The organism is Cronbergia sp. UHCC 0137, from assembly GCF_034932285.1.
GTDB lineage: Bacteria > Cyanobacteriota > Cyanobacteriia > Cyanobacteriales > Nostocaceae > Cronbergia.
Map to the genome: position 1 here is coordinate 41,945 of NZ_JAYGHC010000021.1, position 16,074 is coordinate 58,018.

Sequence of the window (16,074 nt, forward strand, 5' to 3'; positions counted from 1 at the left end):
TTTAACAAATCCATGCTTCACCCCCTGAACTCTTGAAGCGATAAGCAAGGGTATCTAAAAGTAAAGCTGACTGACCAAAAGCTACAGAGTAAGCAGCAGCATCATCTCTACCAGCTTCATCAATGGGATAGATTTGAAAGTGCATTGGTAGCTGTAGACATTTTTTTGCCTCGTCTACTTGCATCCGAATAACGTAGCTAACTAAACCTCTTTGCTTTAAACGCTTGTTGATTGCAAAAATCCAGCGTGTAGGAGGTTCTTGCATTACCTGAACCCCTAATAAAACTTGTACTTTTGCTGAATCGGCGATCGCTCCCAAGTCTCCTGAATACGTAAACCGCCAATTTAATCTTTCTTCCCTGTAATCTTTTAACTCCATAAATGCTAGACAGTGTTCAAATCTTCCCTTGGGAATTGGTTGATTTATGCGTTCTGCTGTTTCTCTTAACCGTCGCATAAACTCTGCTTCTGTCATTGGATCAATGTCTAAATTACTCAAAATTCCCGGTAATTCATAAGTTTTAAACCTGTCAGCAATATTTTTTTCTGTCAAATCATATAAACCACATTGCAAGCCACTAGAACCTCGAAAACTAGAAGCATCTTCAGCAATTGGATTTCCTGTTTTATTCCCAGAAAGTTCTTGCCATTCTTCCTTCCATTTTTTAATACAACCTCTGACTTTACCTAAGTTAGTTCCAAATACCTGTTGACAATCTTTTGTAAATGCTTCCCGACTAGCTGCATATTCTGATCTAATTGTTTTATGATTTAATCCTTGGCTGCTACTAAGTAGAACTGATTGCACACCTGCCCATCTTCGATAATAGGCTCGAAAATTATTAATCTGGCGATATTTATCTCGAATTTGGTTATGAAAATAAGGACGATCATAAATGCCGTTATATTCTAATGGTGGCTTATCTCCCTTGAATAGTTTTTCTACTAAAAACTTAGGTGTTAGAGCATAAGCAGTAAATGTATCAAAATTAATTTTATTGCCATTTTCCTCATAGCTATCATGTCTTCCTAACCTGCCTAATCTTTGAATAAAACTTCCCGCATCTGCTGATTCAAATATGAGAAAATTAATTTTAAAATCAACACCTACATCAATTGTGCTTGTTCCCAATACTAAATCAGCACTTAGAGATTTTTCTTTATCTGTCTTACCTGTTAAACTTGTATTTTCCTCAACTCTTTTAAAGGGCTGTAAAAAATCTCTAAATAATGGAGTGAGACGCTTAACTGCTGCAATAGAGTTAAGAATAATTGCACCTTTAGTATTGGGATATTTTTGAAAATGCTCTAGAATAATGTGGCGATTATCCCAAAGCCAAGTTTCACAAACTTTGTAAGTAGATTCTAATTCAATAAACATCAAATCAATTTGTCTTGATACTTGTCTCCATCCATCTTTTTGTAATTTTTGACTCTGCTCTAAAGTATCTGGAAACTGATATTTATTTTTTGCACAAGGATCAATAACTTTAGGGTTAAATCCTGCTTTCTCCAAAAGTTCAATTAGTTGTTCATCCGGTGTAGCAGAAAGAAATAGGAACTTTTTACGCCGATTAGTATGACGGATCAATAGCATTGTATTAATAACGCTGGCAATCTGTGGAGCAGAGAAAACATGAAATTCATCGAAGATAAATAAATCAAATTTGGTATCAAGAGGACTCCATAATTTGTTAGGGCTGTCTTTCGGGGTTAAGTAGGCGTGCTGATGAAGATAGTGAAAAATATCAGGATTAGTTTGGATAATTTCAGATTCATGAATGCGAGTAGCGATTGCTTCCCATTTTTTAATGCCTTCACTTTCAGCATAAATTTCTAATTCTGCTCCACTTAGTCTTGAAATACGTGGTTCATTATTTGGCTGGAATTGTTCAATATATTTATTAACTTGTGCTTCTTGATCACGGGCAAGTTCATTAGTTGGATAAAGTGCAATAGTATAACAAAATCCTTCTGGTGTGTCTCCTTGCAATGATTGTAAGTAAGCAACTAAAGTTTTACCATCACCCGTCATTGCAACATCAATTACCACATCAATATCTGGATTTTGCAAAGCTTTTAATGTTTCAACTTGATGCCAAACAAGATTAAATCCATCTGGTAATTCTACTCCTTCAGGCGTGGGGACTATTTGAGAATAAACTGGTTTGAGTTGAATACTGTAGTTTTCTGACATACCCTTAATAACTCTTGTGAATTTATGGTTAATTTATGTCACTATTGATTAGTGAAAATTTTTTATTTATTTTCTGGTCTTTTAATCTTCTTCATTAGCTATTTTCTTCCAATGTCATTAAATAAGTGTTGATTTGTCTAACGTAAAGTGGATATTGCTGTAACGCAAAACTAATTGCCTTGAAAACCTGATTCGGATCTATATCATCATATTCATGAACCAAACGATTTCTTAATCCTGATGATGGTGCAATCTGGTTTGCTAATTCTGAAGTAAGAATTTGATATTTACCCAATTCAATGAAACCATCAAAATTAGTGTACGACTTTCCAGATGTGAGTTTTGACAATATATGATCATTGATATCTATTGCAGCTTGAGTCATTAATTGCAATAATCTTTCTGTAATTAATTGCTGTTCAAAACTACTCAGATAATCATCTAAACTAATACCTTCAAATTTTTTGAGGTAATCAAGATAACGACCTATCAACTCCAGTCTGGTTTCAATAATCACAAATTCTATATTGTTCATACTCCCCATCTTTGTAAAAAGTTTTCAATGTTTTCTAATTTGTTTTTTTCAATCTTTTTAATTTCCATATTACTCAATAATACTCTTTGTTGAAATTTCTCAAACTCATTTGCTTGTTCTTCATATACAGCAATTCCATCACGAGCCACAAAATGTGCTATAAGTTTTGAACAATGATTAAGTTCGACAATATCAATTTTGTCAGAATTTATTTTAAATATTTCTCCCAAAATTCCAGGTATTGTAAATGACGCTAATGGATTATCTTGAATGTATAAACTATATTTTTCTTCATCATATAAAACAGCAAAGTCCCAGTCGCTATTGACAGTAATGTTACCTGTTGCTCTAGAACCAAACAGAACTAACATTTTTAAGTAAGGTATTTTCTCAGGAATTTGTGACGATAATTCTTGAATTTCTGTAATTGTGGGAGTATTGTTTTGCATTTTATCATTCTCCATTTTTGTGATTAAAAATTACAATAAAGGTTGAACTTATTCATGACCAACTAACCTCCGTTCATAAATTAAACAGGCTTGCACATCTTCCCGTTCTAAGCAGGGATATGCTTCTAATAAAGTTTCGATAGTATCTCCTGCTGCTAACATTCCTAAAATATGTTCAACAGCTAGACGACGACCACGAATTATTGGTTTATCTCCAAAAATTTGGGGGTTAAATGTGATTCTGTCTAGTAATTTTTGTTCTTTCATGGTTTACTGAGTTAGTGAAAAAATCTTTGGTGTAGATGCTAATAATTTTAGTCTAAAAAATCAGCAGGTATCAAAAATATAAATATTTATTCAATTCCTTCTAATAATCTAGCAACCTGTTCTGGATCAGGCAACTGATTTTTTAACTCTTGAGGCAAAGTTGAAACAACTTTATAAGTCGCTATACCAATAGGTTTGTTCGACTCTCTCAACGCATACTCAACAATAGTTTTATCCTTAGATTTACAAAGGATAATCCCAATTGATAAATTTTCATCTGGTAGTCGAGATAAATCATCTAAAGCTGCTAAATAAAACTGCATTTTACCCACATATTCAGGTACAAACTCGCCTGTTTTCAACTCAATCGCAACTAAACATTTTAATTGACGGTGATACAATAACAAATCAATAAAAAATTCCTCATCTCCAACTTCTAAGCGATACTGACTACCAACAAAGGTAAACATTCCACCCATTTCTTTTAAAAATAACTCAACTCTAGATAAAATAGATTGTTCTAGCTGCCTTTCGCTATGTTGATCAGATAATTCTAAAAAATCAAAAGTATATTCATCCTTAACTGCCAGCTTTGCTTGATTACGAATTTCTTCTGATAGTATTTGGTCGAAATTAGTCTGATTTAACAAAATCTTTTCATAAGTTTTATTGTCAATTTGGTGAATTAAAACATTTTTTGTCCAGCCAAACTTGCGAGTCATTCTCATATAAAATTCACGTTCTAAGTCATCTTTGCATTTCTCTAAAATGACTAAATTATGAGTCCAACCAATTTCTGCCACCAATGGTGTCAGTTTTTCTTTAGAGTGGTAAGTGAGATAAAAATCTCGCATTCTCCAGATATTTCGGGCTGAAAATCCACTAATTCCTGGAAACTCTGCTTGTAAATCTTTCGCTAAGTTTTCTACTACCGATTTACCCCAATTATGATTTTGCTGTTGATTAAAAATCATTTCTCCAATTGCCCAATAAAGGTTAATCATTTCTCGATTAACTGCCTTTAATGCCTCATACTGGGCTGAACGAATCAGTTGTTTTACTTCCATAAGTAGATTTGTATAATCGTTGGAAATCGGGTTACTCATTTTCTTTACCGTAGGCAATACACGCTAAAATGTCATCTCTTTCTATACTGGGATACGCTTCAAGAATTGTTTGAATTGTTTCTCCACCTGCAAGCAAGTCCAAAATCAGTGATACCCAGATACGATGACCTTTAATGCAAGGTTTACCAAAACAAATATTTCGGTCAATGGAAATTCTGGACAGCAAATTATCATCGGTCATGTTTATTAGCTACTATTTTCAAGTAACGGGGAGTAGCAGGAACTACCCCCAATATGCAAGAAATTGTTTTTAAGCGATCGCTGTTGACTTAATTACCAGTTTATATTCATACTGTTGACCCTGAATACGGCGTTTATCAAACTTATAACCGCGTTTCTTGAGGACGTGCATAGTTGCAGAAAATCGGTGGCTAATTTTTTCCACCAGTTCTTCTGTAGAATGCCAGCAAGAATCTGACATAAATTGAAGCATACGATCTGGGAGATTCTCTTTCACAAGAAATTACCTCAATAAGTTTGCGCCGAAATATCCATATCAGTGCTAACCTATGAGATACCACTCAACATAGGTGAACTGAAACAGTTTTGTTTCGGTTCCTTTAACATAGCATTTTTTCTTGTCTATAGTAAAGAAGTGAATGTAAAATAAAAAATTTTCCATTAGCTTTTCCCAAGATGTATACTAGAGAAGCCTTGAAACTAAACCCTAATCCCATGAGGGATTGAAATTATAGGAAAGATGTGATCAAGGCTTTAATACACTCATTAATCCCTATGAGGGATTGTAGTCCAGAGCTAGACTCTGGCTTTTTTGTATCTGCATAGAGAGTAACCTTGTTTTTTCCTCATTTCATTTATCTATTCTCCTGGTATACAGATACAATAACTGTAAATATCAATCATGTCAAGACTGTAATTACATTTTTTAAATGTCTAGGAAAAAAGAGACAATTACACTGTCGATTCCCTCTGGTACAAAAGAACAACTGGAAGAAATCGCCCGAAAATTGCGTATCTTCTGGGGTAAGTCCCCCAGCGTGTCTGGATTACTGGTAGCGATCGCCCAACAAACACCAGAGGCAAGAAAACTGTTCTCTCTCACCCCAGAACAAGCTACTGCACTTCAGCAAGCCTCCAGAATCTTGATTGATACAGGTTACATTGGCGAAGCCCAAACCCTGCTAAACTTGTTATTAGAGCATGGTAATCTGGAAATACCGCTACAACAAGCACTGATCCGTCTGGTTAATCAACCTAGTGACCCTTGGCGGATTCAGATAGATCAACTCTCTCAAAGAAACCAACCCTTTAAAATACTCTATGGCAATACTCAAGAACAGAATTTAGCCTTTACAGTCCGTTATGCCGAAATATCCTCTGAAGAAAAAGGCTTTTACCTAAATATTTGGTGTGAAGAAACAGCAGATATCCAAAATACTTATTTTCCCGAACTTATTCACAATCGTTGTCTACGTCTAGATCGGATTCAGTCCATTGAAGCAATAAACGGACAATGGCGACATGAAGGCCTAGATTATCTAAAAGTGTACTTACACTTGTACAAAGGTCTGATCAAAGCCTATGAAGCAAAAACCAACGACATCAGCAATGAAGTTATTGGAGAGGTGCGCCAGGTTGTGAGACGAGTATCCAATCCCTTCTGGTTGGTTCGAGAAGTTCTGCGCTATGGGGATGAGTGCGAAATTGTTTCACCGGAAAATGTGCGATCGCTGATCAAGCAAAAACTCATAACTCTTTGTCAACATTATGATTTGACCTGTGAGTTGAACCCATAAACTACCCCAAAAAATTTGGGACGAGTATTAAACCCGTCCCTTTACTCAATTTCTAACCTGGTTTTAACATATTAACAAAACCCTATACAAACTTACTAGCGATCGCCCTGCCATCATCCGCATTCAATTCTTGCTTTTAGAAAATAAATCTAAATTCTAATTTGGTAAAAAATCTTGATTTAAGGTTTCAGTAATCCCGTAGGGTGACTCCATAGGAAACAACGTAATTTCGATCCCAGTTTCATCTGATGCCAAATTTCTAGCATCTTGATAACAATCGTGAAATACTTGTTCACAATATACTTTAAGACTAGGGCTATCACGAAAGGATTTTTGTAACCTTTGACGATGTTCACGAATTGTAAATTTCCAGTTATTGCTTCGTTTTACAGATTGATATTGCCATTTTAATAAGTGCATTAAAAGTATGGTCAGATTGCTTTCTAAAGCGTGCTTTTGATTTCTGCCCATATCTTCAATTTCATTGATGAGATTCTCTAGATCCAGTTTTGTTAAACTCTGTTCTTTGAGTAATCGGATTGTATTTTCAATCCAAAGCATAAAGTCTTGGTCATAGAGAGATAAATCAGGGCGATCGCTAATATTTACATAATTTTCTGCTTGAGGATCTGTTTCTAGATTTAATATTTCCATTTTCTTTACCTCACCAGTTGGATTGTAGTTTACAACATTGACCATTACAATTAGATCCTGGCAACCTATCGGACTGATATGGAAAATCAACTAGGATTTTTACTGAAACTACTGCTAATATCGGCTTTGCTGTCTTCTTTGATTAAATATGCAGGTCCGAGTTTATTGATTTCAGCGACTACAACCAACGCCCTGATCATGGTTTTGTTACCAACCGTCATTTTAGCGATCGCACTACTATCGCGGTTTTCAGGACAAAAACAAAATTAACCAGATCATTTAGACATTAGCCAAATAAAATCAGCTAATCTAATACAACATGATATCTTAGCAAACTTTGGGAGCTAGATTGTGAATCTCGGTCAATGGATAGGCTTGATTACCTTACTTTTATCGTTATATATCTTATGGCAAATTCGCCAAGTTTTGCTACTGATATTCGCTGCTGTTGTCCTAGCTACCACTTTAAACCGTCTAGCACGACGTTTACAAGGTTTTGGCATGAGTCGTGGATTAGCCGTTTTCTTGTCCGTGACCATCCTTTTTGCTGGTATAATTGGCTTTTTCTGGTTAATTGTTCCACCTTTTGTTCACCAATTTCAAGAACTAACCTATCGAGTTCCTCAAGGTTTTGAGCGTCTTAATAGTTGGATTGATGAACAGCGCACCCACATTCCTGATCAATTACTTGCGTTTATTCCAGATATTAATAGTTTAATCGAAGAAGCGCAACCTCTAATTAATCGAGCATTAGGTAACTCTTTTGCCTTTGTTTCTAGTTCCTTAGAAATTGTTCTTAAAATTTTATTAGTTCTGGTTTTAACAGGGATGTTTTTGGCAAATCCTGATGCTTATCAAAAAGTATTTGTGCGGTTATTTCCCTCCTTTTATCGGCAACGAGTAGCAGGAATTTTAGATCAATGTGAAGTTTCTCTAGAAGGATGGGTAACAGGTGCTTCTATTGGTGTTCTGGCTGTAGGATTGATGAGTATGATTGGCTTGTCAATTTTGCGCGTTAAGGCAGCATTAGCATTGGGAGTTTTAGCAGGATTTATGAATTTAATTCCTAACGTTGGTCCAACTATGAGCGTTGTTCCAGCATTAGCGATCGCTCTTTTAGATGCCCCCTGGAAAATGGTTGCTGTCTTGATTCTCTACTTTTTTATTCAACAAGCAGAAAGCAATTTTCTTACCCCTGTAATCATGGCTCAACAAGTCTCATTACTTCCCGCAGTTACCTTAGTTTCTCAACTATTTTTCGTTACCTTTTTTGGCTTTTTAGGATTATTTTTAGCACTTCCTTTAACTGTTGTCGCTAAAATTTGGGTACAAGAAATATTGATTAAGGATGTATTGGATCAATGGGGAAAAAATGAAGAATATGATTCTGACTCTCTAATTTTATCTGATTCTCATATTCACGAAACAGGGAAAGGAGAACAAAGTTAAGATTATTATACTCCTCTTTGGCAATCACAGAATTTAGATTAGCAGAAACAAGAATCTCAATTACACAAAAGTAGGCAACACCATGAATTTAAAAATCGTTCAAAACTTTGATAGTAGCTTTACTCTAGAACCAGAAGCTAAATCTATCCTTTACAAATTATTGCAAAATGAAACCTTTTTAAACCAAATTTGTCAAAATCTAAACTGTCAAGCCATTGAATTTACAGAATTACTTTTCCAACCAGTACCCTACAGTTTAACTACACCTAAAGGAATGCCGTCTGAATTTGAACAATATCATCAATCTGATGAATACGCAATTATTAATGTACCCCCTAATTTCATGTTTAACGCCAAAATTTTCAAACCTAGCCGTCTCTGTGCAATTTATCGTAAAATCAGGTAAATTGCTGTAATAAGTTCCACTCTATACGATCTAAAAAAAATATCAATTCGAGATTTTGATTATGACAACGGAAAATAATATACCCACATTAGCAGATTTAGAATACTTTCCTTACATTGATGATGAAGGACAATTAACCGCGCAATTTCAAGGCAAAATAGGAGTATATGCTATTTTTGACAAAGATAAAAATCTCCAATTTGTCGGATATTCTCGTGATGTTTATCTCAGTTTAAAACAGCATTTGGTTCGACAGCCACAACAATGTTATTGGGTGAAATTTCAAACTATTGAACGTCCCAACCGTACCATTTTAGAAACCATTGAAAAAGCCTGGATTGCAGAAAATGGTAGTCTTCCTATGGGGAATGGAGAAAATAAACCAATATGGACTGATCCGATTAATACTAAATTAATGATGACATCAGAAGAACAGGATAAATATCAAAATCCCATGAATGATGAATTAGTACAAATGAAAATTTTAAAAAATGTAGCACGACGTGTAGAAACAGAAATTTTAGCTGTATTAGCAGACCGGGGTTTAAAAATGCAAATTCGCTTTAACCCTAAATTAAAAGATGAAGGATTACTAGATTTAAAGTAAGGAGTCAGGAGTCAGGAGTCAGGAGTCAGGAGTCAGGAAGGAGAGAAGATTTGTTTTAATCATCAATCACGATCACGGATTTAATGGATTACACCGATGACACGGATTTGGAGTGTCAAAAAGGTATACGTCCAGTAGTAAACATTTTATATCCTGCTGAAATCGAAATTAGAGATAGAAAGAACTGCCATAAACTCATAGGATTGAGGATGGCACTACTACTCATAAACACAAAGATAACACCAGCACTAACAGCTATCCATCCCAGATTTTTCATGTTTCTGGGAAAGAAAATCAACATGATTATACCAATAGTTAGGGCAAGTACGGAAGTATCGGCTGCTATTCCTCGCCACCAGTATGGGTAAACGTTGGTTGTAAAAAAGATGTTTTTTCCGACAAGGTAAATGCCTAATAAAAGTAAGCTAAGTCCGATAATTCTGAGTATAAACCTCATAATTACAGTAATTTATAGATTTGGTGATAGTTTAGCATAGTACAGAACTTGTAAATAAAAAGATACTTAACTTCTTAGAGAAATAAAGGATCTGAGTCCTGATATTTTTTGATAAAAATTCCAGATTTTATGTTAGAAATAGGTTTTTACTCGGCAATTCAATATAAAATCTAAAACTTAAAATAGCAAAGCACAATGACAAACTTAACTCCTAATTCTAGTTTTAGTGTAACCCTGCGGTTACAGATTCCCAATCGGGTGGGGATGTTGGCTTCTGTAACCCAAGCGATCGCTCTCGGTGGTGGTAATTTGGGACAAATTGATTTAATTGAACAAAATCTCCAAGAATCTATCCGTGATATCACTGTGGATGCTGCCAGCACAGAACACGCGGAAACCATTGTTCAAGCAGTGAAGGCATTACCAGATATTAAGGTAATGAATGTTTACGATCGCACTTTTAATTTACATCGTGGTGGCAAAATCAGTATTACCAGTAGAATCCCTCTAAAAAGTGTGTCGGATTTGGCAATGGCGTACACTCCAGGGGTGGGGAGAATTTGTACAGCGATCGCTCAAAATCCAGAGGAAGTTTACAATCTAACAATTAAACGCAACACTGTGGCTATTGTCACCGATGGTAGTGCTGTGTTGGGGTTGGGAAATTTGGGACCCAGTGCGGCTTTACCAGTGATGGAAGGTAAGGCGATGTTATTTAAGGAATTTGCTGGGTTAGATGCTTTCCCGATTTGTTTGGATACTCAAGATACAGAGGAAATTATCAAAGCGGTGAAATATATCGCCCCGGTATTTGGCGGTGTGAATTTAGAAGATATTGCTGCACCCAGATGTTTTGAAATTGAAGAAAGACTGAAAAAGGAATTAGATATCCCGGTTTTTCACGATGATCAAAATGGGACAGCGATCGTCACTTTAGCAGCTTTATATAATTCCTTGAAGGTGGTAAATAAATCCATTGCAGACATCCGCATTGTGATTAATGGGGCTGGTGCGGCCGGTGTAGCGATCGCTCGTTTACTCCGTAAAGCGGGAGCAGAAAAAATCTGGATGTGCGATTCTAAAGGGATTATTTCCACCAGTCGCACCGATTTGACAGCAGAAAAACAGGAATTTGCGGTGAAAGCCCAAGGTACCTTAGCAGGTGCAATGCAAGGTGCAGATGTGTTTATTGGTGTCAGCGCACCGGGAGTTTTAACACCAGAGATGGTACAAGGTATGGCGAAAGATGCAATTATATTTGCCATGGCTAATCCTATCCCTGAAATTCAGCCGGAATTGGTCAGCAAGAGCGTTGCTGTTATCGCCACGGGGCGGAGTGACTACCCTAACCAAATTAACAACGTCCTGGCGTTTCCTGGGGTGTTTCGTGGGGCTTTAGATTGTCGGGCTAAGACCATTACCACGGGAATGTGTTTGGAAGCGGCGAGTGCGATCGCTTCTTTAATCAAACCTTCGGACTTGAATCGCCAATTTATCATTCCTTCTGTCTTTGACAAGCGAGTTGCTACTGCTGTTGCTGCTGCTGTTCAACAAGCCGCACGACAAGAAGGTATTGCTCACAGTTAATATTTAATTAATTGTTGTGGGATGGGCATACTATGGCTAACGCCACGCTATCAACCAGATTAGTACAAGTCTTGCCCGTCCCTGCACAAATTGATTAACTAAACATCTATAGTTTTATCTGAATCGCTTTTAGAATAATTAATATTTCCGTTTAAATCAGCTTCTCCAAGATGATTTTTACCAGTTTTATCAAAAACTTCCAAATGAGAAGCTTGACCATAATGTAAATTATCTACATACCAATGGCGTTCTGTATTTAATTCAAAGTAAATAACTCTTCCTTGGCATTTATTTACTGTTTTTTTAAATCTTGTGGTATCTCGTAAAATTGTCTGTTTATCCGTTGGTGATTTTGTGCTATCAAAAGAATATTCTAATTGACTTAAATTTAGTTTATGTTCTAACCAACATTCCAATGCTAATTTACTGTCTATACCATCTAAACATATCAGATTGATTTCATCATTATTTTTAATAATAGTAATTAGACAATTATCATTAATATGAGGGTGCGCCGTTCTAAAACTAGAATTTGGAAAATTAATTAGTAAATATGCACTGTCAGAATTTTGCAATTTTCTTTCCGTAACTTCAGCTAATGAAGTATCACCCACATCTTTGTAATTATTATCACTAATTAAACAATCAAATAAATCCTTTGAAGAATGTAATTTTTCATTACGCCATTCTTGGGGATTTGATTTATTAAAAACTATGTTTTGAAAAGCTATTTTTAAAGATTTATCTTTAAGTAAATTAAGACTGGTATGGAAATTAGAACCTCTAATCGCTTCATAATTAATAAATATAGGACTTTCTTCTTTGTAAAGCTTCTTATCTTGAATTTTTTCATTGATTAACACAAAAATAGCCATGAAAACTTTCACAGCATCTCGAAATTCTACCTCGTTAATATACTGACCCTCTAGAGACACCTCATTGATAAATATTTCCATTTTTTACATCCCGAAAAGTCGTGCAAAATCTTTATCCATTTGGTCAAAGAATCCTTCTGGCCATTCTTCAATTCCTCCATTGGCTTGTACAGGAATTTGCACAACTGGCTGTTCTGGATTTTGTTGAAAATATAAGATACTTAAATCTTCATGAGTAATAATATCATCAAGAACAGCGATTCGCAAGGCATTTAAAATATGATCACTATGGGATTCAATAAAAACTTGTACACCACAACTACTCACTTTAGCTAAAAATTTGGCTAGTCGTGATTGTGCTTTGGGATGTAAATGTGCTTCAGGATTTTCTACTATTAATATTTCTCCTTCTTTAGCAATCAAACCTGAAACAACAATAGGTAAAATGTAACTATATCCAAATCCCACATTAGCTGGTCTAAAACGGTCTTTTGATGTGCTAGTATTAAATAAAAGTTCGAGTATATTACTTTGAGAACTGGGAACTTCAACTTTTGCACCATTAAATATTTCGTTAAGCCATTCTTCGGTTTGGGTAGCTAGTGTTTTTGCATCTTCACCTAAGCATAATTTATCATTAACTAAGTCATCTCTTTTTTTATAGAGTAAGTTAACTGTAAATTCACCTTTTGCACCCACGTTGGGAAATTTGTTAATAGTAGATTTTAAATAAAATTCTTGAGGACCTAAACGGTCTGCGGATATATAATGAATATGATTGAAGTTAAAATACAATCGTAAACGAAAGGGAGCTAGTTCATCTTTTAGACACCTTGAAGCTATTCCATTTTCTAGAACATCATCAGTTGAAAAATGACTTTTAGGCATTAAGTTAGCTATAGTGGATGTACCTTTTTGTTTAACTTTATACGTTTCAATTACACAATCATAATCACATATATGATATCTAAAATTATTATAATTAACATTAATTTCAATTGATTTTTTTAGGAGATATAATTGTATTTCTTCTATTTGAGCGTTCATGTCATCATCTATATTTTCTTTTAGAGAATATTCAAAAAATCCTTTTACTATTTCAACAACGTCATCAAATTTTTGAGTATAATAATATTTGAATTTTATATGTTCAGTTATTGAATTATTTCTATTTCTAACATCATTAAAACTATTTAAATTTACACAACTACCATTCAACAAAATTTGATCAGTATTTTCATTATGATCAATAGATTGTCGCATTAATAGCAAAGACTGAAGCAAAGTTGACTTACCACAACCATTGATTCCTGTAAGCAGTGTTAATTGTCCTAATGGAAAAGAAGTTCTTTCTTTAAAGCATTTAAAATTTTCTAATTCAATTTGAGTTAGCATATCTATATATTCCCTAAAATTTCTTGTGCGAGTTTAAATCTAGCAATTACCTTAGTTCTGCTACTCGTAGCATATCTAACAGCATCAAGATATTCTTGATTTTCTAGCAATTTATCAAAATTATCTTGAATATTTTTTTTATTATCTGCTAGAAAATGATCAGTATTTACAGAAAAGAAATAAGAAACAGATTCAAAAATAGCAATATTGATTCTACCTCTCCTCTGTGCTGCGGGTAATCGAAAATTTCTCTTACCAAAAAACTCAAAGGTCAAATTCATAACTCTCTTAAAATCATTTTTTAATAAACCTATCTTTTCATCTGACATCAAATTAAGTTTTTTCATAGCATTTTCTACAAAATCACTTAAATCTCCCTGATATTCTGTTTCATAATCAAAAATTTTAAAAGCTAGATAGCGCAAAATAACTTCTCTATCTTTCATTCTTCTAGGAGATATTCCATTATCAATAGCTCTTTTAAAATAGTCCGTTTCTGATAATTCTTTGATCAGTTTAGTAGATTTTCCTGAAAATATACAATTTCTGACTTCTTGACGTTCAAGATTTGTTCCACCTGTATTAATTCTATTAAAGATATCATACACAACTTTAGCTTGGACAGAAGGTTTAATAAGATATATATTAAGTTTTTTATCTTCTATTCTTGTTTGATAATCACCTGGTAACTCTTTAAGTTCAGAGAAAATATATCCATTCAAATTAGTTAACGCTTCTAAACCTGTTAACTTAAATTCATCATTAATAAATTGATGTAAGGTAGATGTTCTCTGTAAACCGTCTACTATAATGTACTTACCTTCTATAGTTTGATTAACATACCAAGGAGGTATAGGAAAGTTAAGGATAACTGATTCAATAAATTTACTTCTTTTGTCTAGTGTCCAAACTAGATTACGTTGAAACTCAGGATCAACTATCAGTTTTCCATTATCATATTTTCTCATTAACTCGAAAACTGTTTGCGGTTCTTCTCTAATATCAATATCTGCTTTAGTTGGATCATAAGGATATAACCCTCCACTATCACCTCTATCCTCTTCAGCAGTATCTTCATCTTTCTCAATTACATCATTATCTTGTAATTGATCATACATATTTTTACTCCTTTCTTATCTAAAAAACCTAATTAATTTTTCGGATATTTTGTAGCCTGTAGGGTGCGTCAGACAGAATAATTTAGGCTGAAATAACTAATTTTAAGTTTCTGACGCACCTTATTTCATCTAACTAGCAACTTACGTTAATCATTTAATTATGACATCTTCAAAAATAATAAAAATGTTTCTCGTTAGTTCTAATGAATTAATTATACAGCAACTTTCACTTATTTCAATAGATTATATTGTAGAAACAATTCATAAATTGTCTCCACACTGAATTTATCTACTTTTGTGGAACTCTTGTTTATTCTACTAGCTAACTTGATTTTTGCATTGCCCACTGCATCAAACCTGGAAAAAATTGATAAAGCGTGGAAAACATCGCCCCTGAACCAACTACTACTTCATTTTTACGATATTTCACCACATCCCAAATCGCCTTGGCTACATCTTCCGGCTGACTAGCAACGGAGGTATTTAATAAATTGCTCATTTTTTGACGAGATTCCTGGGCTGTATTTTCATCTCTGCCTCGAAATTGCGCCCTTTCCATAAAATTACTATTTGTGACACTCGGTTGCACTGCACATACATGAATCCCCTTTGGCTGTAATTCCAATCGCAGGGTATCAGTTAACCCGGTTACAGCATATTTACTGGCACAGTAGGCAGTCATGTTCGGTAAAGGCATTTTACCACCAAAAGATCCCACATTCACTATTGTTCCGTGACCTTGTTGTGAAAAATGGGGGATTATTGCCTGAATAGCGTAGACGTAAGCCCAAAAATTAGTATCCATCAATTGTTGCCAATCGTCCAAGGTGGTATTTTCCATTGGACCGGTTAAACAAATACCAGCATTGTTAACTAATACATCAATATTATTGTCAGCGAAATCTAAGGCTTGTACTATTAGATTATTGACTTGCTGGGCATTTCTGACATCTGTGGGGATAGCTAACGCCTTTCGTCCCAGTTGACGTACTTGAGCCGCCGCAGTTTCTAAACGCTCTGGCTGTCTGGCTGCTAGAACTACATCATAACCTTTTTGGGCGAATAAAAGTGCAGTTGCTTTACCAATACCTTGAGAAGCCCCAGTAATAATTACAGTAGAAGTCATAGAAATCCTAACGCGATCGCTGTATTATTTGTGAATGTTTTCGCCAGAATTTTGCACAAATGGCAGTA

Annotated in this window: 19 protein-coding genes; 6 read left to right on the forward strand and 13 right to left on the reverse strand. The window is 34.8% G+C overall.

What is annotated here, in order from left to right:
• Position 1: 1 nt before the first annotated feature.
• From cas3 to VB711_RS12835, 7 genes are all read right to left on the reverse strand, one after another.
• The gene (gene cas3 / locus VB711_RS12805; RefSeq protein ID WP_323286448.1) at positions 2 to 2,197 is read right to left on the reverse strand and encodes a type I-D CRISPR-associated helicase Cas3'; all 2,196 of its coding nucleotides are present in this window, start codon (positions 2,195 to 2,197) and stop codon (positions 2 to 4) included.
• Positions 2,198 to 2,291: 94 nt separating this feature from the next.
• A complete protein-coding gene (gene hepT, locus VB711_RS12810; protein ID WP_323286449.1) occupies positions 2,292 to 2,732 on the reverse strand; it encodes a type VII toxin-antitoxin system HepT family RNase toxin in 441 nt (146 codons plus the stop codon).
• Positions 2,729 to 3,181 carry a type VII toxin-antitoxin system MntA family adenylyltransferase antitoxin gene (gene mntA / locus VB711_RS12815; RefSeq protein WP_323286450.1) on the reverse strand — a complete coding sequence of 151 codons (453 nt, stop codon included), beginning with the start codon at positions 3,179 to 3,181 and terminating at the stop codon, positions 2,729 to 2,731. Before mntA ends, hepT begins: the two co-directional genes overlap by 4 nt.
• Positions 3,182 to 3,229: 48 nt before the next feature.
• A complete protein-coding gene (locus VB711_RS12820) occupies positions 3,230 to 3,448 on the reverse strand; it encodes a DUF433 domain-containing protein (RefSeq protein WP_323286451.1) in 219 nt (72 codons plus the stop codon).
• Between the two features lie 86 nt (positions 3,449 to 3,534).
• Complete coding sequence (locus tag VB711_RS12825; RefSeq protein WP_323286452.1) at positions 3,535 to 4,554, reverse strand: PDDEXK nuclease domain-containing protein; 1,020 nt, start codon at positions 4,552 to 4,554, stop codon at positions 3,535 to 3,537.
• Positions 4,547 to 4,756: a DUF433 domain-containing protein gene (locus tag VB711_RS12830; protein WP_323286453.1), complete on the reverse strand. Its 210-nt coding sequence runs from the start codon at positions 4,754 to 4,756 to the stop codon at positions 4,547 to 4,549. The genes VB711_RS12825 and VB711_RS12830 overlap by 8 nt, the downstream gene beginning before the upstream one ends.
• 69 nt (positions 4,757 to 4,825) lie before the next feature.
• The gene (locus tag VB711_RS12835) at positions 4,826 to 4,996 is read right to left on the reverse strand and encodes a hypothetical protein (protein ID WP_323286455.1); all 171 of its coding nucleotides are present in this window, start codon (positions 4,994 to 4,996) and stop codon (positions 4,826 to 4,828) included.
• 469 nt (positions 4,997 to 5,465) lie between these two features.
• Here VB711_RS12835 and VB711_RS12840 point away from each other — a divergent pair, with 469 nt between their 5' ends.
• Positions 5,466 to 6,332, forward strand: a complete 867-nt coding sequence (locus VB711_RS12840) for a WYL domain-containing protein (RefSeq protein ID WP_323286456.1) — start codon at positions 5,466 to 5,468, stop codon at positions 6,330 to 6,332.
• Between the two features lie 156 nt (positions 6,333 to 6,488).
• On the opposite strand, the gene VB711_RS12845 is transcribed toward VB711_RS12840, so the two are convergent.
• Positions 6,489 to 7,031 (reverse strand): DUF29 domain-containing protein, encoded by a 543-nt coding sequence (locus VB711_RS12845; protein ID WP_323286457.1) that lies wholly within the window; start codon positions 7,029 to 7,031, stop codon positions 6,489 to 6,491.
• Between the two features lie 33 nt (positions 7,032 to 7,064).
• On the opposite strand from VB711_RS12845, the gene VB711_RS12850 reads away from it, so the two are divergent.
• From VB711_RS12850 to VB711_RS12865, 4 genes are all read left to right on the forward strand, one after another.
• Positions 7,065 to 7,256 carry a hypothetical protein gene (locus tag VB711_RS12850; RefSeq protein ID WP_323286458.1) on the forward strand — a complete coding sequence of 64 codons (192 nt, stop codon included), beginning with the start codon at positions 7,065 to 7,067 and terminating at the stop codon, positions 7,254 to 7,256.
• An 81-nt stretch (positions 7,257 to 7,337) separates the two neighbouring features.
• Positions 7,338 to 8,435, forward strand: a complete 1,098-nt coding sequence (locus VB711_RS12855) for an AI-2E family transporter (protein WP_323286460.1) — start codon at positions 7,338 to 7,340, stop codon at positions 8,433 to 8,435.
• Between the two features lie 82 nt (positions 8,436 to 8,517).
• Complete coding sequence (locus tag VB711_RS12860; RefSeq protein ID WP_323286461.1) at positions 8,518 to 8,841, forward strand: hypothetical protein; 324 nt, start codon at positions 8,518 to 8,520, stop codon at positions 8,839 to 8,841.
• Between the two features lie 61 nt (positions 8,842 to 8,902).
• Positions 8,903 to 9,448, forward strand: a complete 546-nt coding sequence (locus VB711_RS12865; protein WP_323286462.1) for a GIY-YIG nuclease family protein — start codon at positions 8,903 to 8,905, stop codon at positions 9,446 to 9,448.
• Positions 9,449 to 9,563: 115 nt separating this feature from the next.
• On the opposite strand, the gene VB711_RS12870 is transcribed toward VB711_RS12865, so the two are convergent.
• Complete coding sequence (locus tag VB711_RS12870) at positions 9,564 to 9,905, reverse strand: hypothetical protein (RefSeq protein ID WP_323286463.1); 342 nt, start codon at positions 9,903 to 9,905, stop codon at positions 9,564 to 9,566.
• A 195-nt stretch (positions 9,906 to 10,100) separates the two neighbouring features.
• Here VB711_RS12870 and VB711_RS12875 point away from each other — a divergent pair, with 195 nt between their 5' ends.
• Positions 10,101 to 11,492 carry a malic enzyme-like NAD(P)-binding protein gene (locus VB711_RS12875; protein ID WP_323286464.1) on the forward strand — a complete coding sequence of 464 codons (1,392 nt, stop codon included), beginning with the start codon at positions 10,101 to 10,103 and terminating at the stop codon, positions 11,490 to 11,492.
• 98 nt (positions 11,493 to 11,590) lie between these two features.
• Here the strand turns inward: VB711_RS12875 and VB711_RS12880 are convergent, their stop codons facing one another.
• The 4 genes from VB711_RS12880 to VB711_RS12895 all read right to left on the reverse strand — a co-directional run bounded on the left by VB711_RS12880 (position 11,591) and on the right by VB711_RS12895 (position 16,006).
• Positions 11,591 to 12,448 carry a hypothetical protein gene (locus VB711_RS12880; RefSeq protein ID WP_323286465.1) on the reverse strand — a complete coding sequence of 286 codons (858 nt, stop codon included), beginning with the start codon at positions 12,446 to 12,448 and terminating at the stop codon, positions 11,591 to 11,593.
• Positions 12,449 to 12,451: 3 nt separating this feature from the next.
• Positions 12,452 to 13,762 (reverse strand): DUF3696 domain-containing protein, encoded by a 1,311-nt coding sequence (locus VB711_RS12885; protein WP_323286466.1) that lies wholly within the window; start codon positions 13,760 to 13,762, stop codon positions 12,452 to 12,454.
• 2 nt (positions 13,763 to 13,764) lie between these two features.
• On the reverse strand, positions 13,765 to 14,880 hold the full coding sequence (locus VB711_RS12890) for a DUF262 domain-containing protein (RefSeq protein ID WP_323286467.1): 1,116 nt from the start codon (positions 14,878 to 14,880) through the stop codon (positions 13,765 to 13,767).
• A 322-nt stretch (positions 14,881 to 15,202) separates the two neighbouring features.
• A complete protein-coding gene (locus tag VB711_RS12895) occupies positions 15,203 to 16,006 on the reverse strand; it encodes an SDR family oxidoreductase (RefSeq protein WP_323286468.1) in 804 nt (267 codons plus the stop codon).
• Between the last annotated feature and the right edge of the window lie 68 nt (positions 16,007 to 16,074).